Source organism: Solirubrobacter deserti, from assembly GCF_027587175.1.
GTDB lineage: Bacteria > Actinomycetota > Thermoleophilia > Solirubrobacterales > Solirubrobacteraceae > Solirubrobacter > Solirubrobacter deserti.
In genome coordinates, this window is the sequence record NZ_JAPCID010000027.1 from 23,997 (window position 1) to 45,687 (window position 21,691).

The following is a 21,691-nucleotide window of genomic DNA, read 5'->3' on the forward strand; positions in this document are numbered from 1 at the left end:
AGTGACTAGGATGCAGGGCATGGGGAACGCCACCATCGGCCGACCGCGCGGCTTCGACGCCGACGAGGCGCTCGAACGCGCCATGCACGTGTTCTGGGAGCACGGCTACGAGGGGGCGTGCCTGACCGCGCTCACAGACGCGATGGGCATCAATAAGACGAGCCTGTACGCGGCCTTCGGCAACAAGGAGCAGCTGTTCCTCAAGGTCCTGGACCGCTACGCGGACGGGCCGGCCGGGTACGCGCAGCGCGCGTTGGAGGAGCCGACGGCGCGCGCCGTGGTGGAGGCGCTGCTGCGCGGAGCGGCCGAGACGACCACCCGGCCCGACAGCCCGGCGGGGTGCCTGGGCGTCCAGGCCGCGCTGCCCGCCAGCGACGGCAACCGGTGCGCCCATGAGGCGCTCGTCGAGTGGCGCAACACCGCGGCCGTGCGGCTGGAGGAGCGCTTTCGGCGCGCGGTCGACGAGGGCGACCTGCCGGCCGACGCCGATCCGCACGAGCTGGCCACCTACGTGTCGACGGTCGCGCAGGGCATCGCCGTGCAGGCCGCCAACGGCTTGGACCGGGACGCGCTGCAGCGCATCGTGGACACGACGCTGAGGCAGTGGGCGCCGTGATCGGCGTCGGCATCGTGGGGCTCAGCGCCGGCGGCGGCTGGGCCGCGAAGGCGCACCTGCCCGCGCTCGCCGCGGTGGACGGGATCGAGCTGCGCGCGCTCGCCGCGAGCTCCCCCAAGGCGGCCCGCGCCGCGGGCGAGGCCCACGGGGTGCCCGCGTACGCGTCCGTCGAGGCGCTGGTGCAGGACCCGGGCGTCGACCTGGTCGTCGTCGCGGTCAAGGTGCCGCAGCACCGCGCGCTCATCCTGCCGGCGCTGCAGGCGCGGGTGCCGGTGCTGAGCGAGTGGCCGCTCGCTCTGGATCTCGCCGAGGCCCAGGAGCTCGAGCAGGCCGCGGAAGGGACCCGCACGTTCGTCGGGCTGCAGGGACGGTCCGCGCCGGCGTTCCGCTGGCTCGCCGACCTGATGGCGGAGCGCTACGTGGGCGACGTGCTGTCGGCCACCGTCGTGGCGTCCTCGTCCGGCTGGGGCGCCTCGACGTCCGAGCGCGGGCGCTACACGCTCGATCGCGCGCAGGGCGCCACGATGCTGACGATCGCGTTCGGCCACGCGATCGACGCCGTCGCGCTGCTGGTCGGCGAGCTCGAGGAGCTGGTGGCGACGACCGCGACCCGCCGCCCGCAGGTCGAGCTCGAAGGCACCGGACGCACCGTCCCGATGACGGCCGAGGACCAGATCGCCGTGTCCGGCACGCTCGCGAGCGGCGCGGTCCTCTCGGCCCACTATCGCGGCGGCACCCTGTCGGGCCCGGGCTTCTCGCTCACCGTCGACGGCACCGAGGGGACGCTCGAGGTCACCGCTCCGAGCCACCCCAACATCAACCCCGTGTCCGTGCGCGGGGCACGCGGCTACGCGCCCCCGGCCGAGCTCGCACTGCCCGAGCGCTACGACGCCTACCCGCAGTTGGCCGGAACGCAGAGCCACGCGCTCGCGCACGCCTACGCCGCCATCCGCGACGACCTCCTGCACGGCACCGCGACCGTGCCGGACTTCGCGCACGCCGTGGCGCGCCACCGGCTGCTGGACGCGATCACGCGCTCGGCCGCCACCGGCCGCCGCGTCGAGCTGATGAACTGACGCCAAACGGGTACGACCGCAGCGATGTCCCATCGCCCCGGTCGCCACTTCCTGCAGATCCCCGGTCCCACGAACGTTCCAGACCGGGTGCTGCGAGCCATCGACGCGCCCACGATCGACCACCGCGGGCCGGAGTTCGCGCAGCTCGGCCTCGAGGTGCTCGAAGGCATGCGCTGGGTGTTCGGGACCGAAGGCCCGGTGGTCATCTATCCCGCGTCCGGCACGGGTGCGTGGGAGGCGGCGATCGTCAACACGCTCTCGCCCGGCGACAAGGTGATCGCGTCGGAGACGGGGCACTTCGCGACGCTCTGGCGAGAGATGGCCGAGCGGCTCGGGCTCGACGTGGTCTGGCTGGAGGGCGACTGGCGCCACGGCGCCGACCCGGAGCGGATCGCGGACGCGCTCGACGACGACGTCAAGGCCGTGATGGTCGTCCACAACGAGACCTCCACGGGTGTCACGAGCCGGATCGCCGACGTGCGCGCGGCGATGGGTGACCACGACGCGCTGCTGCTCGTGGACACGATCTCCTCGCTGGCCAGCATCGACTACCGCCACGACGAGTGGGGCGTGGACGTGACCGTCGGCGGGTCGCAGAAAGGCCTGATGCTTCCGGCCGGGCTGAGCTTCAACGCCGTCTCCCAGAAGGCGCTGGAAGCCTCGCGCGACGCGCGGATGCCGCGCTCGTACTGGGACTGGAAGCCGATCATCGCCGCCAACGAGGCGGGCTTCTGGCCTTACACGTCCGCGACCAACCTGCTCTACGGACTCAAAGAGGCGATCGCGATGCTGCGCGAGGAAGGCCTCGACAACGTGTTCGCCCGCCACGCGCGCCACGCGACCGCCACGCGCGCCGCCGTCCACGGCTGGGGCCTGGAGGTGCTGGCGCTCGACGAGCGCGAGTTCTCCGGCTCGCTCACCGCGGTGCTGCTCGACGGCTCCGACGAGGTGCGGCGAATGATCCTGGAGCGCTACGACATGTCGCTGGGCGCGGGGCTGGGCAAGCTCAAGGACCAGGTGTTCCGGATCGGCCACCTCGGCGACTTCAACGACCTGATGCTCGCGGGGACGCTGGCCGGGGTGCAGATGGGCCTGCAGCTCGCCGGCCACGACGTCGGCGACGGGCTGACCCCCGCGCTTGAGGTCCTCAAGACATGAGCGGCGCCCTCGAGGGCGTGCGCGTGCTCGAGCTCACGCAGATCATGGCCGGCCCGTTCTGCGGGCAGGTGCTGGCGGACATGGGCGCGGACGTGATCAAGGTCGAGCCGCGCGACGGCGGCGACCAGACGCGGCGTTCGATGGGCGAGCCGGCGTTCCGGGCCGTCAACCGCAACAAGCGCTCGATCGCCCTCGACCTCAAGGACGCGGCGGACCAGGCGACGCTGCACCGGCTGGTGAAGACCGCCGACGTGCTGCTGGAGAACTACCGGCCGGGCGTGGCGGCGAAGCTGCAGGCCGACTACGAGACGCTGTGCGCGCTCAACCCGCGCTTGATCTACGCGTCGATCTCCGGCTTCGGGCAGACCGGGCCGTACGCGCAGCGGCCCGGGTTCGACCTGATCGCGCAGGGCATGAGCGGCGTGATGAGCGTCACCGGCGAGCCCGGTGGCAACCCGATCAAGGCCGGCGTGCCAGTGTCCGACCTGTCCGCGGGACTGTTCTGCGCGATCGGCATCCTGTCCGCGCTGCACGCCCGCCAGCGCACGGGGGAGGGCCAGCGGATCGACACCTCGCTGTGGGAGGGCGCGATGGCGCTGACGGTGTGGGAGACGGCCGAGCTGTGGTCGACGGGCAACGTCCCGCAGCCGCTCGGCTCCGCGCACCGCATCAGCGCGCCCTACCAGGCGCTGCGCACGCGCGACGGCCACGTCACCGTCGGCGGCAACTCCAACAAGCTCTACGCGCGGCTGTGCGAGGCGATCGGCCGGCCGGAGCTGATCGACGACCCGCGCTTCCTCGAGAACCCGGACCGGATGGCGAACCGGCCCGCGCTCGTGGCCGAGCTGGAGGCCGCGCTGGCCGCACGCGACACCGCCGAATGGGTGGATCTGCTGCTGGCGGCGGGCGTGCCCGCGGGCCCGTTGCATAACGTGCAGCAGGTGGTCGACGATCCGCACACGCACGCACGCGAGATGGTGGTCGAGATGGAGCATCCCGAGGCCGGCACGGTCTACGGGCTCGGCATCCCCGTGAAGTTGAGCGCCACGCCGGGCAGCGTCCGGCGGCCGGCGCCGTTGCTCGGACAGCACAGCGACGAGATCCTCGCGGAGCTCGACGGGTGAGCGTCGAGTATGAGCGGCGCGGCGACGCCGCGTGGGTGACCTTCAACCGCCCCGAGGCGCACAACGCGATGACGTTTGAGATGTACGACCAGCTCGTGGAGGCGTGCGACCAGGTCGACCTCGACGACGAGGTGAAGGTGATGGTCCTGCGCGGCGCGGGCGGCCGCGCGTTCGTCGCCGGCACCGACATCCGCCAGTTCACGCAGTTCGCCACCGCGCAGGACGGCGTGATCTACGAGACCCGGATTGACAATGTGCTCGACCGGCTCGAGGCCGTCAAGAAGCCGACGGTCGCGCTCGTCGAGGGGTTCGCGTTCGGCAGCGGGTTCGCGATCGCGGCGTGCTGCGATCTGCGCGTGATGACGCCGTCGGCGACGTTCGGGATGCCGATCGCGCGCACCGTCGGCAACTGCCTCTCGATGGCCAACTACGCGCGGCTGGGGGCGGCGCTCGGCACGCCTCGCCTGAAGGACGTGATCTTCCGCGCGCGGCCGATCGAGGCCGAGGAGGCGCTGCAGATCGGGTTCGTGAGCGCGGTCGTCGAGGACGCCGAGGGTTGGGCCGCCGACCTGTGCACCACGCTGGCTGACCACTCGCCGATCACGATGCAGGTCACCAAGGAAGCGCTGCGGCGTGGCCGCGTGGTCCCCGAAGGTGAGGACCTGATCCGCCTCGCGTATGGCAGCGAGGAGTTCCGCACCAACGTCCAACGCTTCCTCAATCGGTAGACCGGTTTAGGCAACCGGTTTACCGGTGACCTCCCTGAGTGGGAGGTAGAGACCTATGGACGAGGCTCCACGCAGCAGCGCCCTTCGGCGCGCGCTGGCCGGTTCGGTCGTCGGCACCGCGCTCGAGTGGTACGACTTCTTCATCTACGGCACCGCCGCCGCGCTGGTGTTCGACGAGCTGTTCTTCAATGACAAGGAGGGCAGCGCGGGCACACTGGCGGCGTTCGCGACCTTCGGCGTCGGCTTCGCCGTGCGGCCGCTCGGCGGCGTGCTGTTCGGCAACATGGGCGACCGCATCGGGCGGCGCGAGACGCTGGTGGTCACGACGCTGCTGATGGGCATCTCCACGGGCGTCATCGGCCTGCTGCCGACCTACGACTCGATCGGCATCTGGGCGCCGATCCTGCTCACGCTCATGCGCGTCTGCCAGGGCCTCGGCGCGGGCGCGGAGTTCGGCGGCGCCTCGACGCTGCTGGCCGAGCACGCGCCGAAGGAGCGCCGCGGCTTCTACGGCTCGTTCGCGCAGCTCGGCGTGCAGACCGGGCTCGTGCTCGGCACGCTCACGTTCCTGATCGTCGGCCAGCTGCCCGACGAGGACCTCAACTCGTGGGGCTGGCGGATCCCGTTCCTGATCTCGTTCCTGATGATCTTCGTGACGTTGTACTTCCGGCTGCGCGTCGAGGAGTCGCCGGTGTTCGAGGCGCTGCGCGCGCAGCGCAAGGTCGTCAAGGTGCCGGTGCTGGACACGATCAAGCGCTACCCGAAGTCGGTCGCGGTCGCGGCCGGCGCGCACATCGCCGACACCGCCGTGATCTACATCTTCGTGACGTTCTCGGTGGCGTACGTGACCGATCAGCTGGACCTCTCGAGAACCACGGCACTCGGCGGCGTCGTGGTCGCCGCGTTCGTCGGCGTGCTGCTGCAGCCCGTCTATGGGGCGTTGAGCGACCGGATCGGACGCAAGCCGCTGAACCTGTGGAGCGTGATCTTCACCGCGCTGTACGCGTTCCCGTTCTGGCTGCTGGTGGACACGGGCTCACCCGCCGTGATCTGGCTGGCGCTGACCATCGGATTGGCGATCGGGCTCGGGCCGATGATCGCCGTCCAGGGCGCGTTCAACGCCGAGCTGTTCGGGGCCGACGTGCGCTACACGGGCTTCGCCGGCTCGCGGGAGCTGGGCGCCGCGCTGGTGGGCTTCTCACCGACGCTCTCGGTCGCGCTGCTGGGCTGGGGGGACGACGAGCCGTGGCTCGTCGCGGTGTGGATGATCGTGGCCTGCCTGATCTCCCTGGCCGCGTTCGTGGCCTCGCGCGAGACGAAGGACGTCGACATGGTCGAGGCGTGAGGCGGCTCGAGCGCTCGCGACGGCCCCGGCACCCGCGCATCGTCCACCTCGGATTGGGCGCGTTCGCGCGGGCGCATCTGGCCGAGTACACCGAGGACGCCGGTGGTTGGGGGATCGTGGGCGTCGCGCCGCGCCGGCGCGACGTCGTCGAGGCGCTCGACCCGCAGGGCGGCGCGTACACGTTGATCGAGCGCGCCGAGCGGGACGCCCTGCGCGTGATCGAATGCGTGTGCGACGTGCTGCACGCGCCGTCCGAGCACGACTGGGTGCTGTCGGCGATCGCGGACGCCGACATCGTGACGCTGACCGTGACCGAGAAGGCCTACACCGACGACTCGCCCGTGATCGCGTTGCTGCGTGAGGCGCTGGCGCTGCGCGAGACGCCGCTCACCGTCCTCTCGCTCGACAACCTGCCGCGCAACGGCGAGGTGCTCGAGCGGCTGGTGGGCGGCGGCGGGCACCGCTTTCCGTGCTCGATGGTCGACCGGGTCGTGCCCTCAACCACGCCGGAAGACCTGGCGGTGGTGGCGCGCGAGCTGGGCGCCGAGGACCGGGGCGCGGTGGTGGCCGAGCCGTTCCGCCAGTGGGTGATCGAGGACTTCGACGGTCCGCGGCCGGACTGGGACGCGCTGTTCGTGGAGTCCAGCGCGCCGCACGAGGCGCTCAAGCTGCGGCTGCTCAACGGCACGCACTCGCTGCTCGCGTACGCCGGGCTGGCGCTCGGGCACGTCACCGTCGCCGACGCGTGGGCCGATGAGGACCTGCGCGCCGTCGCCGACCGGCTCGCCACCGACGACTTGATCCCCACGCTGCCGGAGGTCCCGGGCCTCGACGTCGACGACTACCGGGCGACGCTCGACGCGCGCTGGTCGAACCCGCGCATCGGCCACCGGCTCGAGCAGATCGCGCTCGACGGCCAGCAGAAGCTTCCCGCCCGCTTCGGCGGGCTGCGCGGGCGCTGGGTCGCGCTCGCGATCGCGGCCTGGCTCGAGCATGAGCCCGGCGGCGACGTGTCGATGTTCGAGCCGGACGCGGTCGAGCGGGTGGGCGAGTGGCGCCAGCGGATCGCCGCCGACGGGCTGCGCGCCGCATTGCGGAGCGAGCTGTGAGACGGGTCCGGCTCGAGGACGTCGCGCGCGCGGCGGGCGTCTCGAAGGCGACGGCGTCACGCGTGCTCAACGACGACCCGTCGCTGTCGGTGCGCGCGGACACCCGTGCGCGCATCCACGCCGCGGCCGAGCGGCTCGAGTACCGGCCCCACCCGGTCGCGCGGGCGCTCGCGGTGCCGGGCACGGGCGCGCTGGCGATGCTCGTCCCCGAGCTCTCCAACCCCGCCTACGGTGAGATGATCCGCTTCGCCTACCGCGCCGCGCGGGCCCGCGGCTACGTGCTGCTCGCGGCCGAGGACACCGAGGAGCAGGAAGCCGACGAGGCGTTCACCGCGTTGGTCGAGGGCGGGCGCATCGACGGGCTGCTGATCGCGTCCGCGCGGCCCGCGAACCGCCTGCTCGAAGCGCTGCGCCGCCATCCCGTGCCGCACGTGTTCGTCAACCGCTCCGTCGAGGGCGCGCTGGCGAACGTCACCGTGGACGTCGAGAGCGCGGCGCGGTTGGCCTTCACGCACCTGGCGCAGCTCGGGCACGTGCGGCTCGGGCACGTGGCGGGACCCCGCGGCGTGCAGTCCACGGAGGGTCGCGAGCGCGCGTTCCTGGCCGCCGCGACCGCGGCGGGCGTGCCGCTGCCGCCGGTGGCCCACGGGCCGTTCACGCCCGCGGGCGGCGCGGCCGCGGGCGAACGACTGCTGCGCGAGCACCCGGACGTGACCGCCGTCTTCGTCTCCTCGCTGGCACAGGCCATCGGGGTGCTGCACGCCGCTCGGGGCGCTGCCCGCGTCGTGCCGGAAACGCTTTCGGTGATCGCCTACGACGACCTGCCGATCGCGCACTTCCTGGACCCGCCGCTGACGACGATCGCGCTGCCGATCGGGCCGCTCGCGGCCGAGGGTGTCGAGATCCTCGCCGACATGCTCGCGGGCGCACCGCCGCGCTCCTCCGTCCTGGACGCCGAGCCCGACCTGCGCGTACGCGCCTCGACGGTTTCCTTGCAGCGGGAGGAGCGCACGTGAGCGCGACGAAACGATCGATGCGGCCATGCTCGACCTACGCACGCTCGATCCCGCCCGCCAGACCGCCGACCGGCGTGTCGCGCTGGCACTCGGGTATGGCGCGCTGGCTTGCTTGACGTTCGCGGCCGTCGGAGCAGGAGCAGGCGGGTGGGCGCTGGCGACCGCGGTCGTCCTCGCTTTGGGAGGCCTGCCCTGGATCTTCGCCTTCGGCGGCCGCTGGCGTCTGCTCGACGACGCCTTGGACGGGGTCCCGTTCTGGCTGCGCGGTGACCGCGTCGGCGCGTGGGCGACGGCGCCGATCGGCGGCGCGGCGCTCGCGCTCTGGCTGGCGGCGCTGCTGGGGATGCCGGATGCGCTGGCCGTGCTGGCCACGCTCGCGGGTGCGGGGGCGTACGTCGCGTTCGTCGCCTGGGTCGAGGCGCGCTACGAGCGTCTGATCCTGCTCGACCTGACCGTGCTGGAGACGCGCTTCGAGCGCATCACCGACCTGCGCGAGTCGCGCCTGGTCGCGGCCAGCCAGTACCTGCCGACCGCGTAGCTTCGTCACAGCACGGCCGCTCGCGCGTAGAAGCGGGTGGATGCGGGCTGACGTGGACCTGTTGCGCGGTGGCGCCGAGGACTTCGGCGTCTTCTACGAGCGCCACGTCGGCATGGTGACCGCGTACGTGGGGCGGCGGGTGCGGCGGCCGGAGCTGACGATCGACCTCGTCGCCGAGACGTTCGCGCGGGCGCTCGAGCGGCGGCTGCAGTTCGATGCCAGGCGCTGGCCGCGGAGGCCTGGCTGATCAGGATCGCGCGCAACCTGATGGTCGACGCCGCCCGGCGCGGCCGCGTGGCCGACGCCGCGCGCGTCCGGCTGGGGATGCCCCCGATGGTGCTCGACGACGAGCAGCTCGCGCGGGTGGAGGAGCGCGCGTCGGTGGACCTGGCGGCGGCGCTCTCGCGGTGGCCCGCTTCTCAGCGCGAGGCGGTGTTGCGGCGCGTGGTGGGCGAGCAGGAGTACCCGGAGATCGCGCAGGACGTCGGCTGCTCGGAGCAGGTCGTGCGCCAGCGTGTCTCCCGCGGCCTGGCGGCTCTGCGCCGCGGACTGGAGGACCGATGAACGATCCGTTCGACGCGCTGCGGGACAACCTCGTCGCGGCGGCGCGCTCACGTCCGGTGTGGCGCCGCGGGCGCCGCGGGCTGCTTGCGCTGCTGGGCGCGTCCGTGCTCGCCGGCGGCGGTGTGGCGACCGCGGTGGTGGTGCGCGACGAGCCGTCCCGGCCCGCGCGCGGGACGGTGCCGACGACGGGCGAGCAGTATTCGATCGAGCTGCGCCCCGACCTCACCGCGGGCGCGATCGGCTGGTGCGCGTCGCTGTCGCTGCGGCGCGAGCGCTCCGGCGCGGCCGGGTCCGGGTGTGGTCCGGCCGCGCCGCCCGGGCGGCCGCAGATCATCGGCATCGGCATGGTTGGCCCGCGTGAAGGCGTGTTGGGCATGGTCGTCGACGAGCGCGTCGCCGTCGTGGAGCTGCCCGGCGGGCGGCGGATCGTCCCGCGGGCCGACCCCGGCGTGCCCGCGCCGTGGAAGCTCGCAATCGCAACGGTGCGCGGCGAACCCGGTCCGGACATCCGCTTCTTCGACGCGCGAGGCCGGCGATTGCAGGACGACGATCCGCCGGGAGGCTGGGGCCGCGGACGCAGCTCGCCTGCCGGTGCGCAAGGTCGACGCGGCGGACCCGCCGGACCGGCCGTGCGCGCTGCGCACCGACCGCCCGGACCGTTTCCGCGCCGTCTCGGCCACCTTGCTCTCGCGCTTCCCGAGCGAGCCGCCCCGGGTCGCCGGACCGGCGCTGTTGAGCTGCTCGACCACGGTCTTCTATCGCGGCCAGCGCCGGCTGCGCGCCGCGGTGCTGGTCGATCCTGCCGACCCCGCGAAGCCCGCGCCGCTGCTCCCGGGCATGGCCGCCGAGCCGGCGCGCGGCGCGGTCGTCTCCACGGGTGAACTGGTGAGCGCGCGCCGCGCCGGACCCGGCTGGATCGCGGTCTTCGGCGGCAACGCGGCCCAGCGGGAGGCGCTGCTGCGCTCGCTCCGCACGACGCCATGAGGCACACTTGACGGGTGGAGGCAGGCGGCAGGCGGGAGGGTGCAGTGCGAAGGATCGTGGTGTTGGCGTTGGTGCTGGCGTGTGCGCTGCCGGCGAGCGCGAGCGCGCAGGCGGTGCCGACGATCAAGCTCGACCGGGACGGCCCGGTGACGGTGCTGGTGCAGTCCAAGTCGGCGCTCAACGTGCTCGGGATGGCCGTGGCCTCGCCGTCGCCGGTGGACCTCTGCGCCGACTGCCGCGGCGGTGAGACCGTGCAGCTCGGCGCGATGTCGGCGGGCACCGAGATCGTGCTGCGGCTCACCGACGGCGAGAAGACGTTCCTCTCCGTCGACCCCACACACGCGCGGATCGAGCAGACCGGCGGGACCTGGCGCATCGGCTGGGACGACTCCCTCGGCGACGGCGACTTCCAGGACCTCGTCGTCACCATCGCGGTGCCCACGCTCCCGCCGCCCGTCGACCGCGACGCCGACGGCGTCTCCCCGCCGACCGACTGCAACGACACGAACTCCGCGGTGCGTCCGGGCGCGCCGGAGGTCCCGGGCAACGAGCTCGACGACGACTGCCTCAACGGCGACGCGCCCGCGTCGATCGCCGCCGTCGTGACCGTGCTCTGGAATGGGCACCGCGGTGGCGGGGTGCGCCTGTCCAAGCTCGAGGTGCGGGACGCGCCGCCCGCCGCGCAGATCCTGGTCCGCTGCCGCGGCAAGCGGTGCGCGTTCAAGACCAAGCGGGCGACGGCGAAGGCCGACGGCACCGCGAAGCTGCTCACGCTCGTCAAAGGCCGGCGCCTGCGCCCGAACATCACCCTGGACGTCGTCATCAGCGCGCCCAACATGATCGGCAAGGTGCGCCGCTACGAGGTGCAGCGGCGCAAGATGAGCAACGGCCGCACCTACTGCACGCCGCCGGGCCTGACGAACGCGATCCGCTGCTGAGTCCGCCCAAGCTTTCGCCAACGTGGGCGGGATAGACCTCCGCCCATGCTCAACACCATCATCGTCGGCTCCGGCATCATCGCCATCCTGATCGGTCTGATGCCGCGATGACCGTCACCCAGCCCGTTCGCGCAGCACGACGGCGAGTGGCCCCGGGTCGGCGATGACTCAGCGGTCCCGTGCCATAGCACGAGGCCCGCGCGCGCCTGCCACTAGGCGCGCTTGACGGTCAACGCCAGCGAGACGCGCTGGCGGGGCAGCTCGAGCGTCAGCTTCGTCCCGCGGCGCGACAGCTTGCCGCGCGCGGACTTGGAGAGCTTGAGCTTGACCGTCGCGACCGCGTTGCGCGGGAGCGACACCTGGGCGCGGGCGAGCACGACCTTGCCTCGGCGCAGCACAAGTGAGTCCTTGCAGTCGCCGGTGTCGTCACAGCGCACCTTGACGGCCAGCGCGCCGGAGCGACTCAGGGTCATGCGCTTCAGGTTCGACCGGAACGCCACGCGGCCGGGGACAGCCGCGGGGGACGGCGAGGGCGTGGGCGTGGCCGTGGCCGTGGGCGCGGGATCGGCCGGGGGGTCCGGGGTCGGGGTCGGCACCGCGGGCGGCGTAAAACGCTCGGCGACGGTGCCCGCGAAGAATCCGCCGGCGACCAGGAGCGAGCCGTCATTGAGTGCCAGCGCGACGTGACCCGCACGTCCGCGCTTCATCGTCGAGGAGAGCGCCCACGTGCCGCGAGCGGGATCGAAGATCTCGAGCGTGTCCTCGTAGCGGTCACCGGACCAAGTCGGCAGGCCCCCGTTGACGCCGGGGTTCACGACGCTCCACCAGAAGCCGCCGGTGATCGCCGGCCGTCCGTCGGCGAGCGTGACCATCGCGGACCCTTCGCCGCGCGGAGTGGCGAGGTCGGCGGTCCTGGTCCACGTGTTGCTCCGCGGGTCGTAGATCTCGGCGGTGCGGCTGGCGGTCGGGTGGCGGTTCTCGAAGCCGTAGCCGCCCGCCACGAGGACGCGACCGTCGGGAAGTAGTGCGGCCTCCGCGTGTCCGCGCCGCTCGCCCATCGGCGCCGTCGCGGTCCACGCGTCCGCGATCGGGTCATAAATCTCGGCACTGTCGAGTTCGTCGCCGTTCCAGCCGCCGGCGACGAAGACCCTGCCGTCCGCCAGGCGCGTGACGGCGGGCTGGAAGCGCGTGGTCACGACCGGGCCGGTCGCCTTCCATTGGTTCGTCGCAGGGTTCCAGCGCTCCGCCCCTGTCGCGCGGTCGTAGAGCCCGTCGCCGCCGATCACGAGCGGTTGCCCGTTCGCGAGCAGGACCGCGTCGTGATAGCCGCGCGCTTCTACGAGCGTGCCCGCATCGTCCCACCGCCCGGTCTTGGGGTCATAGACCTCGGCCGAGTCGGTCGCGTCGTAGTTGGTGTGGCGGCCGCCCGGCACGAGCACTCGCCCGTCGGGGAGGGTGACGGCCGGCGCCTGTGAGCGTGGCAGGCGCATCTTGGGCAGTGGAGACCATTGGTTGGCCGCCGGATCGAACCGCTCGACCGTGTCGAGCACGGTGGCGCGGGCGCCGCCCGCCACCAGCACGCTGCCGTCGGCGAGCTTCGCGGCGGCCGCTCCGCCGCGCTGGTCGGTCATCGAGCCCGCGTCCGACCACGTGCCCACGGCGGCGTGTGCGGTCGCGACGGGCGCAACGAGCAGGACGAGGGAGACGACCGGAATCAAACGGCGACTGTTCACAACCGGTACTGAAGCGACCCACCACCGGTGAGGGAAGGGAATATACGTCCAAACGCGCTCAGAGGCCGCGCGCGGGGTCGACGTTTGCGCCCCGCACGACGACCTCGAAGTGCAGGTGCGGGCCGGTCGCGAAGCCGGTCGCACCGACGAGCCCGACCCGCTCACCGGCGCTCACCGCCTCACCGGGGGAGACGGTCGCCCGCGAGAGGTGCGCGTAGCGCGTCTTCCAACCGCCGTGGTCGACGGTGACGACGAGGCCCCAGCCGGTCGCGAACCCCGCGTACGTGACCCGGCCGGACGCGGCGGCGCGGACCGTGGTGCCGGCCGGCGCGGGGAAGTCGAGCCCCGCGTGGAAGCTGTTGCCGCGCGGGCCGTAGCGGTCGCCGATCGGCGCGGCGATCGGCATCCGTAGCGGCGGGGTCGCCGGCCCGGGACGCCGGAGGACGGCCATGGTGGCCGGTCCCGCGACGCCGTCGGCGGGCAGGCCCGCATAGATCTGCACGCGCCGGACGGCCGCCGCCGTGCGCGCGCCGAACCCGCCGTCGACCGGGCCGCCCGGGAAGCCTTTGACCGCGAGCGCGAACTGCAGCGCCGCGACGTCCCAGCCGCTGTGGCCGGGCCGTAGTGGCCGGCTGCCGATGGGATGGCGGCCGAGCGCGCCGAGCGCGCGGCGGGTGCGCGGGCCGACGACGCCGTCCGCGCTCAGCCCGCGCCGCGCCTGGAAGCGCCGCAGCGCCGCCGCCGTCGCGGGCCCGGAGACGCCGTCGACCGTGCCCGAGTACACGCCGTGGTGGCGCAGCGCGACCTGCAGCGCGGCGACACGGGGGCTCGCGGCGGACGCGCTCGCCGGCACGACGAGCAGCAGCGCCGCGGCCAGCACCACCCATGTGCGGAACAGTCGGGACAACGCGCGAATGTTCGCGCACTGACAACCAATTTCCTGCTATTTCGCTGCCTCGAAGCGATTCTCGCCCGGGATGCGCCGCACCGATCCCCAGCCCCAGCGCGCCCAGACCACGAGCAGCGCCGCCCCGGCCGCTGACCCGAGCGAGTCCGCGGCGAGGTCGCCGACCGTGTCGGTGTTGTCGATCTGCAGGCTCGAGCCGAGGGTCCGGTCGGAGAAGTACTCCCACAGCTCCCACAGCCCGCCCAGCGCCACTCCGAGCGCGAACGTGATGATCGCGATCCCCGCGTAGTGGCGGCCGTGCGTCTCGTCCCGCGGGTCCGGCACGACGTCGAGCCGCGCGAGGACGATGTACAGCGTCGGGGCGAAGAAGAACGGGAGCGAGAAGTGCACGATGTTGTCGAACCACGGCAGCGTGTCGTAGAACCCGAGCGCCTCACCCCAGGCCTGCAGCGTGAGCGCCAGCACGAGGAACAGGTCGTAGGCGCGGGGGAGCAGCACCGGCCGCACGAGCCACGCGAGCGCGGCGGCGCCGCCGAGGAGCGTGGCGGCGAAGGAGTCACCCAGAGCGGCGAAGATGGCCGCGCCGGCAACCAGGGTCCAGCGCAGGAGGTCGATCGGGTCGCGCACCCATGGGTGCCAGTCGCCGAGCAGGAGTCGTCGTGTGGCCACGACGCAGTCACTACCCGCCGACGCGCGCGGAGGCGATCACGCGGGTGCCGTGGCGAGGCGAGAAGGTGACGTTGCGGCGGGCGATGCCCTCGGCGCCGCGGGCGGCGGGGCGCAGGTCGAACCGCGCCAGCACCTCCGCGAGCACGACGCGCATCTCCAGCTCGGCGAAGGGCGCGCCGATGCAGCGGCGCACGCCGCCGCCGAACGGGATCCACGTGTAGGTGGAGGGAGGACTCGACTCAAAGCGCTCGGGCCGGAATGCGTACGGGTCCGGGTACTCCTCGGCGCGGGTGTGGGTGAGCCACATGGCGGGCGTGACGTCCGTGCCCGCCGGCAGCGACAGCCCGTCCGCCTCCAGCGGGACCGCCAATCGGCGGCCGGCGAGGGGCACGACCGGCCGTAGGCGCAGCGACTCGCTCACGACGGCGCGCAGGTACGCCTCGTCGCCGCCGCGGGCGCGCTCGAGCACGTCAGGGTGCCGGACGAGCAGGTCGAGCGCCCACGCCAGACCGGTCGCCGTGGTCTCGTGGCCGGCGAGCAGCAGCGTCATGAGCTGGTCGCGGATCTCCTCGTCCGCCATGCCGCTGCCGTCCTCGAAGCGGGCCTGGACGAGCAGCGAACAGATGTCCTGCCCCGGCGCCTGCCGCCGCGCGGCGATCTCCTCGAGCAGGAGGCCGTTGAGGTCGCGCGCCATCTGGTGCAGCCGCTCCAGCGGCGCCGTCCGGCCGAACAGCACCTGGACCTGCAAGGACATCGACGTCGTCGCCGCCAGCAGCTCTCCGAGCAGCTGGTGCAGCCGCGCGCGGCGCGCCGGATCCTCGACGCCGAAGACGGCCTGGAGGATGACGTCGAGCGTGATCGACTGCATCGACCCGTGGACCGAGAACGCGCGGCCGACGGGCCAGGACGCCAGCGCCCGCTCGGTCGCCTCGCGCATGATCGGCTCGTACGCGCGCATCCGGTCCCCGCGGAACGGCGGCAGCATCACCTTCCGGCGCGAAAGGTGCTCATCGCCCTCCAGCAGCAACAGCGACCGTGCGCCGACCAGCGGCTTGAGCGTGATCTGCCGCCCCGGCGGCATCCGGTGCCCGCGCTCGCCGTACAGCGCCCGCAGCACGTCCGGGTGCGAGACGATCACCAGCGGCGTCTTGAAGCCGCGGAACATGACCTGGAACGCGTCGCCGTAACGGCGCCGGTTGTCCTCGAGAAAGCGGATCGGCCGCGCGAGCCAGCGCGCGGTCTGCCAAGCAGCCGACTCAGTCGGTCCGGGAACGGCGGTCATGGAGCAACGTAGCCTCCCAGAGCCCGCTGCAGGACACCACCGGCAGCCAGCGCGACCTCATCCTCCCACGGCCGCGCCGCGACCTGCACGCCGATCGGCAGCCCGTCCGCGCTCGCGCCGCAGCGCACGGTCGCCGCCGGCCACCCGGTCAGATTGTGCACGTTCGTGTAGTGGGTCCGGTCGGGCGCACCGGTCAGCGCGCCGTGCAGCGGCGCCGGATCCGGGAACACGGGGGAGAGCAGCAGGTCGCACGTCTCGCCGAAGCGCCGCCACTGCTCGCGGAACGCGTCCCAGCGCCGCAGCACGTCGTAGCCCACGGCACCGTCGCCGTAGGACTTCCAGATGGCCACCGTGAGTTCGTGGCCGCCGCGTGGGATCGACACCGGCTCCGCGCCCAGCACCTCGGCCGCCGCGCGCACCACGCTCGCGGTCTCCGCAGACACGTCGTCGTCCAGCCACAGGCCCACGCGAAGCGACGGCGCTTTCCTAAAGAGGGACTGTCCCTCTTTAGGAAAGTCAGGCATGCCTAAACCGGGCCGGGGGCGGTCCTCGATGATCGACAGCACCAGCGCGACGTCCGCGACCGACCGTGCCAGCACGCCGACCTGCGTCCGCGGGTCGCTCATCGCCGCGATCGGTCCGAGGTCGTCCACGACCCCGTCCACCGGCACCCGGCCCGCGGTCGGCTTCAGCGCCGCGAGCCCGCAGAAGTGCGCGGGCAGCCGGACCGAGGCGCCCGAGTCCGACCCGAGCCCGAACCGCGACTCGCCGCTCGCGACCGCCGCCGCCTCACCGCCGGAAGACCCACCGACCGTGCGCGACCGGTCGTACGGGTTCGACGTGCGCCCGAACACGTCGTTGACGGTCTCGATCCCGCCGCCGTAGGGCGGGAGGTTCGTCTTGCCGATCAGCTCCGCGCCGGCGTCGAGCAACCGCGCGACGGCCGGCGCCGTCCGCGACGACACCGGCGCGTTCGCGTGGACCCCCAAAGACAGCGGCCAGCCCGCGACCTCGATGTTGTCCTTGACCGAGAACGGGACGCCCGACAGCGGGCCCGGCCGCGGCGGACCGGGCTCACGTCGAGAAACGAAGGCATTAGTCACAATCGGCACGCTTTCCTAAAGAGGGACAGTCCCTCTTTAGGAAAGTGAGGCTTGTCTAAATCGGTGAGGACGGGCGAGCGAGGCCCTCCGCCAGGTCGCCGAAGCCCGGGGCGACGATCGCGCCCGGCTGGGCGATCAGCTCCTCGGCCACGAGCGCCTCGGTCGTCAGCAGCAGCGCCGCCACCGAGGCCGCGTGCTCGAGCGACAGGCGCGTCACACGCACTGGATCGATCACGCCCTTCTCGAACAGGTCACCGAACTCGCCGGTGAGCGCGTTCAGCCCGTGCCCGGCCGGCGCGGCGAGCACCTGGTCGATCGCGGCCTGCCCGTCATAGCCCGCGTTCGAGGCGATCCAATACAGAGGCTCCGAGAGCACGGAACGGACGATCTCCGCGCCGCGCGCGTAGTCGCCGGAGAGCTCCAGCGCGTCCAGCGCCGTCGCCGACCGCAGCAACGCCGTACCGCCACCCGGGACCACCCCCTCGGAGACCGCCGCCTGCGTCGCCGCCAGCGAGCCCTCGGTGCGCCGGAAGCGCTCCTTCAAAGCGGGCTCGGTCGGCGCGCCCACGCGGATCACGGCCAGGTTCGCGGACAGCCGCGCGATCCGCTCCTGCAGGATCTCGATGTCGCGGTCGTGGACGGCCCGCGACAGCTCGACACGCAGCTGCGCGAGCCGCCCGGCGACCGCGTCCGAGGTCCCGCCGCCCTCGATGAACGTGCAGTCGTCCGCGGTGCACACGACGCGCCGCGCGGTGCCGAAGTGCTCCAGAGCGACGTCGTCCAACCCGAACCCGGCCTCCTCCGCGATGACCGTCCCGCCACAGAACGCGGCCAGGTCGCCGAGATGCTGGATGCGCCGGTGCCCGAAGCCGGGGGCGCGCACGGCCACGGCCTGCACGGTCCCGGCGGAGTTGTTGTGGACGAGCATGCCGAGCGCCGCCGCCTCGGCGTTCTCGCACAGGATCACGATCGGCCGCCCGGGCTCGCGGCCCGCCGCCTGCAGGACCGGCATCAGGTCGTTCGGGTGCTTGAACGCCCGGTTGGTCATGAAGATCAGCGGGTTCTCGAAGACCGTCTCCATCCGCTCCTGGTCGCGGACCATGTAGGGGGAGAGCCAGCCGTTCTCGACGACCATGCCCTCGACGAACTTGACCGTGACGCCCGGCTCCTCGGTCTCCTCGATCGTCACCACGCCGTCGGAGCCGACGCGCTCGAGCGCTTCCGCGACCACGCGCCCGATGCCCTCGTCCTCCTTGGCGGCGATCGTCGCCACCTTGACCAGGTCGGGACCCTCGACCGGCCGCGCGATCCGGCCGAGCTCAACCACGACCGCCGCCGCGCCCTCCTCGATCCCGCGGCGCAGGAGCATCGGGTTGGCGCCCTCCTCGAGCGCGCGCATCCCCTCACGCACGATCGCCTGCGCGAGCAGCGTCGCGGTCGTCGTGCCGTCGCCGGTCTGGTCGGACGTCTTGTTGGCGACCTCGCGGACGAGCTGCGCGCCCATGTTCTTGTACTGGTCGGTGAGCTCGATCTCGCGCGCGATCGTGACGCCGTCATTGGTGATCGTCGGCGCGCCGGCGAGCCGTTCGAGCACCACGTTGCGGCCCTTCGGACCCAACGTCACCTTCACCGTGTTGGCCAGCTCGTCCACGCCCGCTTGCAGCAACAATCGAGCCTCGTGGTTGAAGTAGAGGCGCTTGCCCATCGTCTATGTCCTCCGAGCTCAGGCCGGGACGAGAATCCCGCGGCCCTGCAGCCGTCCGTTGTCCAGATCCGCCATCGCGTCGTTGATGGCGTCGAGCGGGTACTGCGAGGTGTGCAGCTTGACCTTGCCCTGCGCGGTCAGGGTCATCAGGTCCTGTAGGTCGACGTAGGTCCCGACGAGGTTCCCGATGAAGGAGATCTCGCGCGAGATGATGTCGATCGTCGGCACGTTGATGTTCTCTCCGTAGCCGATCACGTAGTAGAAGCCGCCGTCCATCACCATCTCGACGCCGTCCTCGATCGCGCCCTTCTCACCGACGAAGTCGATGATCGCGTCGGCGCCCATCCCGTCGGTCAGCTCGCGCACGAGCTCCCGCTGCGAGCCGTCCACCTTCACGGTGTGGTCGGCGCCCGTCTCGCGCGCCAGCTCGAGCGCCTGCTCGGACGGGTCGATGACGATGATCTCGGTCGGCGTGTAGGCCTTCAGGCACTGAATGCCGATGTGGCCGAGCCCGCCGGCGCCGATCACCACGGCCTTCGTGCCCGCGCCCAGCACGGGGATCGCCTTCTTGACGGCATGGATCGCCGTCAACCCCGCGTCCGCCAGCGCCGCGATGTCCGTCGGGTGCAGCGACGGATCGAGCTTGATGACGGAGCGAGCGCTCGTGTGCAGGAACTGCGCGAAGCCACCGTCGCGCCCGATGCCCGGGAACTCGCCGTTGACGCAGTGCATGTCGTCGCCCTTGCGGCACGGCCGGCACAGCCCGCACGAGATGAACGGGTGGACGATCACGGTGTCGCCGACCTCGACGTTGGTCACGCCGGAGCCCACCTCGTGGATCCAGCCCGCGTTCTCGTGCCCGGGCACGTACGGCAGCGCCACGCCCGACTTCTCCGCCCACTGGCCTTCCTGGATGTGCAGGTCGGTGCGGCACAGCCCCGCGGCGCCGATCCTGACGATCACGTCGTAGGGACCCACGATCTTCGGCTCGTCGATCTCCTCGACCTTCAACGCCTCGTGGTAGTTGTGCAGACGCGCGGCAATCATGCGGCAGCTTCCTCCCCGTATCGAACTCGCAGCAGATCGCGGCACAGATGGCCGTTGGTCTCCAGGGACAGCGCGGTCATCGACGCCATCCGCCGGAAGCGCACATCGGTCGCGTCGACCGGCACGCCGTCGCCGGTGACGAACGGCGCGGCCTCGTCGGACGCGTCGATCCCGAGCGCCCGCCGCAGCTCACGGCAGCGGTCGGCCTCCGGCCCGTGCAGGTCGCCCAGCCGTCGCGGCACCTCGGACAGCAACCGCGACTGCCGGGCGAGCAACGCCTTGCGCTGAAACAGCGCGCGCAGTGCGTCCAGCTCCCCGCGCGTCTCCCCGGGAAACGCGTCGCTGAACGATCCGCCGGCGTTGACGGTGGCGTTGATCTCGGCCCCCGTGTAGTGATCCTCGAGCACGACGTCCACGGACGTCACGCCCTCCAGTCGCCACAGCGCGCGGGAGGCGTCCGCGGCCATCAGGAACGCGAAGTTGGGCGCGCACTGGGGCGTCGGCAACCGGAGGCGGACCGCCACGGAACCACCGTCCACGGCCACGGAGCCGACGAAGCCGAGCGTGGTGATCGGCTCGTCGAGCTCCGGGTCGTAGACCGTCCCGAGCGCCTCGAGGACTCGGGGGCGCGTGATCATGGGTGAACCGCGACCGCGCTCTCTTCGCGCGCCGGCTCCTCCGGCGGCACCGGGATCCGGTACTCCTCGGGGACCTCGATGTCGTAGAGCTTCGCCGCGTTGAGGCCGAGGATCTTCTTCTTGCCCTCGACGCCGAGCCGCGGGAAGTCCGAGAACGCCTCGTCGTCGGGCATCTCCCAGTCGACGAAGCCCTCGATCTGCCACTTCGGCTCCCAGATCGCGTAGTCGGAGCCGAACAGCATCTTGTCCTCGCCGACCCAGAACAGCAGCTCGCCCATGACCTTCGCGAAGAACTTCGGGCGCGCGTGCATCAGGCCGCCGATCACCACCGACAGGCCCGCGTAGACGTTGGGCTCCTGCGTCGCCATGAAGCAGAAGTCCTCGATCCGCGGCAGGCCGACGTGCTCGACGATGAAGTTCAGCTCGCCGTTGTAGTCGGTCGCGACGTGGTCGACGTCGGACACGTCGAAGGAGTCCTTGTCCAGCGGCCAGATCGTCGGGCCCTTGTGGACGTGGATGTTCTTGATGCCGAGCTCGACGCACTTGTCGAAGAACGGCCGCGCTTCGGGGTCGGTCAGCTTCCAGCCGCGCGAGCCGTTGTTCCACTCGGCGGTGTAGAGCTTGAGCCCCTTGATGCCGTACTTGGCGTGATCGGCCTCGAGCTGCTCCAGGCCGGCCTCGCCGTCACGCGGGTCAAAGCGCCCGTTGACCATGAGCTTGCCCGGGAAGCGGTCCAGCAGCGACCCGTTCTGCTCGATGTCGTTGAAGCCGGTCGTGTACCACTCCTTCAGGTACGTCGACTGGAAGATCGCCCGGTCGACGTAGCCCTCGGTGAACACGTCCTTCTCGAAGTCCTCGACCGAGTACTTCTGGAAGTGCTCGAGCGTCCAGTGCGTGTCCGCCGGCCCGAGGCCCTGATAGGCGTGGAAGCACTCGATCCAGCCCTTGGCGAACTCCTCCTGGCCCTTCACCCAGTTCGCCGGCGAGGCGTCCCAGAAGTGCAGGTGGCTGTCGACGATGAAGTACTTCTCCCCGTCCTTCTCGTACATCCGCTCTCCTCCGTCCTACTCGACGACTTGGAGGTCGAAGTCGATGTACTCGGCCGCGTCCTCCGGATTGGCGAACAGCAACACGCGATCGTCGAGGACAACCATACGCCCATAGTGCGTGGACATGATCTCTTCGAAGTCGTCGTTGCCGAAGTCGTCCCAGCCGAGGGCCTCGGCGATCTCCTCGTAGTCGAAGTCGATCTTGTTGACGCCGTCGACGCGGATCATCGACGGCAGCTCCGTGACGGTCACGTTGTCCTTGTCGCGCATGACGTTCGCGACCACGTAGCCGACCTGGTTGTTCATCAACGTCACGCCCGCCTTGTTGGACGGCGTGGCGTCCGCTTGGAAGTGCGTCATGC

The 21,691-nt window shown here is 71.9% G+C and carries 22 protein-coding genes and 2 pseudogenes; 13 read left to right on the top strand and 11 right to left on the bottom strand.

What is annotated here, in order from left to right; translation table 11 throughout:
* Nucleotides 1-10 precede the first annotated feature (10 nt).
* The 13 genes from OJ962_RS18695 (at nt 11) to OJ962_RS18755 (ending at nt 11,196) form a co-directional block, all read left to right on the top strand.
* Nucleotides 11-616 (top strand): TetR/AcrR family transcriptional regulator, encoded by a 606-nt coding sequence (locus OJ962_RS18695; RefSeq protein ID WP_407697524.1) that lies wholly within the window; start codon nt 11-13, stop codon nt 614-616.
* Complete coding sequence (locus tag OJ962_RS18700) at nt 604-1,692, top strand: Gfo/Idh/MocA family protein (RefSeq protein ID WP_202952009.1); 1,089 nt, start codon at nt 604-606, stop codon at nt 1,690-1,692. The genes OJ962_RS18695 and OJ962_RS18700 overlap by 13 nt, the downstream gene beginning before the upstream one ends.
* A 24-nt stretch (nt 1,693-1,716) precedes the next feature.
* Complete coding sequence (locus OJ962_RS18705) at nt 1,717-2,850, top strand: pyridoxal-phosphate-dependent aminotransferase family protein (RefSeq protein ID WP_202952010.1); 1,134 nt, start codon at nt 1,717-1,719, stop codon at nt 2,848-2,850.
* Nucleotides 2,847-3,974, top strand: a complete 1,128-nt coding sequence (locus tag OJ962_RS18710) for a CaiB/BaiF CoA transferase family protein (RefSeq protein WP_202952011.1) — start codon at nt 2,847-2,849, stop codon at nt 3,972-3,974. Before OJ962_RS18705 ends, OJ962_RS18710 begins: the two co-directional genes overlap by 4 nt.
* On the top strand, nt 3,971-4,702 hold the full coding sequence (locus OJ962_RS18715) for an enoyl-CoA hydratase/isomerase family protein (RefSeq protein ID WP_202952012.1): 732 nt from the start codon (nt 3,971-3,973) through the stop codon (nt 4,700-4,702). The genes OJ962_RS18710 and OJ962_RS18715 overlap by 4 nt, the downstream gene beginning before the upstream one ends.
* Nucleotides 4,703-4,757: 55 nt before the next feature.
* Nucleotides 4,758-6,047: an MFS transporter gene (locus tag OJ962_RS18720; protein WP_202952013.1), complete on the top strand. Its 1,290-nt coding sequence runs from the start codon at nt 4,758-4,760 to the stop codon at nt 6,045-6,047.
* Nucleotides 6,044-7,156 carry a mannitol dehydrogenase family protein gene (locus OJ962_RS18725; protein ID WP_202952014.1) on the top strand — a complete coding sequence of 371 codons (1,113 nt, stop codon included), beginning with the start codon at nt 6,044-6,046 and terminating at the stop codon, nt 7,154-7,156. Before OJ962_RS18720 ends, OJ962_RS18725 begins: the two co-directional genes overlap by 4 nt.
* On the top strand, nt 7,153-8,172 hold the full coding sequence (locus OJ962_RS18730) for a LacI family DNA-binding transcriptional regulator (RefSeq protein ID WP_202952015.1): 1,020 nt from the start codon (nt 7,153-7,155) through the stop codon (nt 8,170-8,172). The genes OJ962_RS18725 and OJ962_RS18730 overlap by 4 nt, the downstream gene beginning before the upstream one ends.
* 25 nt (nt 8,173-8,197) lie before the next feature.
* Nucleotides 8,198-8,710, top strand: coding sequence for a hypothetical protein (locus OJ962_RS18735; protein ID WP_202952016.1), 513 nt, complete (start codon nt 8,198-8,200; stop codon nt 8,708-8,710).
* A gap of 40 nt (nt 8,711-8,750) precedes the next feature.
* A complete protein-coding gene (locus tag OJ962_RS18740; RefSeq protein ID WP_202952017.1) occupies nt 8,751-8,957 on the top strand; it encodes a sigma factor in 207 nt (68 codons plus the stop codon).
* A gap of 20 nt (nt 8,958-8,977) precedes the next feature.
* Nucleotides 8,978-9,274: an RNA polymerase sigma factor gene (locus OJ962_RS18745; RefSeq protein ID WP_202952018.1), complete on the top strand. Its 297-nt coding sequence runs from the start codon at nt 8,978-8,980 to the stop codon at nt 9,272-9,274.
* Nucleotides 9,275-9,865: 591 nt separating this feature from the next.
* Nucleotides 9,866-10,258, top strand: coding sequence for a hypothetical protein (locus tag OJ962_RS18750; RefSeq protein ID WP_270006527.1), 393 nt, complete (start codon nt 9,866-9,868; stop codon nt 10,256-10,258).
* Between the two features lie 71 nt (nt 10,259-10,329).
* On the top strand, nt 10,330-11,196 hold the full coding sequence (locus OJ962_RS18755) for a putative metal-binding motif-containing protein (protein ID WP_270006535.1): 867 nt from the start codon (nt 10,330-10,332) through the stop codon (nt 11,194-11,196).
* A 212-nt stretch (nt 11,197-11,408) separates the two neighbouring features.
* On the opposite strand, the gene OJ962_RS18760 is transcribed toward OJ962_RS18755, so the two are convergent.
* From OJ962_RS18760 to mimD, 11 genes and pseudogenes are all read right to left on the bottom strand, one after another.
* A complete protein-coding gene (locus tag OJ962_RS18760; RefSeq protein ID WP_270006528.1) occupies nt 11,409-12,914 on the bottom strand; it encodes a Kelch repeat-containing protein in 1,506 nt (501 codons plus the stop codon).
* Nucleotides 12,915-12,987: 73 nt separating this feature from the next.
* A pseudogene (locus OJ962_RS34470) lies at nt 12,988-13,224 on the bottom strand (M23 family metallopeptidase); the annotation flags it as partial.
* A gap of 156 nt (nt 13,225-13,380) precedes the next feature.
* Nucleotides 13,381-13,812: pseudogene (locus OJ962_RS34475) on the bottom strand (peptidoglycan-binding domain-containing protein); the annotation flags it as partial.
* A gap of 60 nt (nt 13,813-13,872) precedes the next feature.
* Entirely contained in the window at nt 13,873-14,505 is a 633-nt protein-coding gene (locus OJ962_RS18770; RefSeq protein WP_202952024.1) for a hypothetical protein, read from the bottom strand.
* 10 nt (nt 14,506-14,515) lie between these two features.
* Entirely contained in the window at nt 14,516-15,787 is a 1,272-nt protein-coding gene (locus OJ962_RS18775) for a cytochrome P450 (RefSeq protein WP_202952025.1), read from the bottom strand.
* Nucleotides 15,784-16,890: an amidase gene (locus tag OJ962_RS18780; RefSeq protein ID WP_202952026.1), complete on the bottom strand. Its 1,107-nt coding sequence runs from the start codon at nt 16,888-16,890 to the stop codon at nt 15,784-15,786. The genes OJ962_RS18775 and OJ962_RS18780 overlap by 4 nt, the downstream gene beginning before the upstream one ends.
* 55 nt (nt 16,891-16,945) lie before the next feature.
* The gene (groL, locus tag OJ962_RS18785) at nt 16,946-18,595 is read right to left on the bottom strand and encodes a chaperonin GroEL (protein WP_202952027.1); all 1,650 of its coding nucleotides are present in this window, start codon (nt 18,593-18,595) and stop codon (nt 16,946-16,948) included.
* An 18-nt stretch (nt 18,596-18,613) separates the two neighbouring features.
* Entirely contained in the window at nt 18,614-19,642 is a 1,029-nt protein-coding gene (locus OJ962_RS18790; protein WP_202952028.1) for an NAD(P)-dependent alcohol dehydrogenase, read from the bottom strand.
* Nucleotides 19,639-20,280 carry a metal-sulfur cluster assembly factor gene (locus OJ962_RS18795; protein WP_202952029.1) on the bottom strand — a complete coding sequence of 214 codons (642 nt, stop codon included), beginning with the start codon at nt 20,278-20,280 and terminating at the stop codon, nt 19,639-19,641. The genes OJ962_RS18790 and OJ962_RS18795 overlap by 4 nt, the downstream gene beginning before the upstream one ends.
* Nucleotides 20,277-21,329 carry an amidohydrolase family protein gene (locus tag OJ962_RS18800; RefSeq protein WP_202952030.1) on the bottom strand — a complete coding sequence of 351 codons (1,053 nt, stop codon included), beginning with the start codon at nt 21,327-21,329 and terminating at the stop codon, nt 20,277-20,279. The genes OJ962_RS18795 and OJ962_RS18800 overlap by 4 nt, the downstream gene beginning before the upstream one ends.
* 15 nt (nt 21,330-21,344) lie before the next feature.
* Nucleotides 21,345-21,689, bottom strand: a complete 345-nt coding sequence (gene mimD, locus OJ962_RS18805) for a propane 2-monooxygenase effector subunit MimD (protein WP_202952031.1) — start codon at nt 21,687-21,689, stop codon at nt 21,345-21,347.
* Nucleotides 21,690-21,691 lie beyond the last annotated feature (2 nt).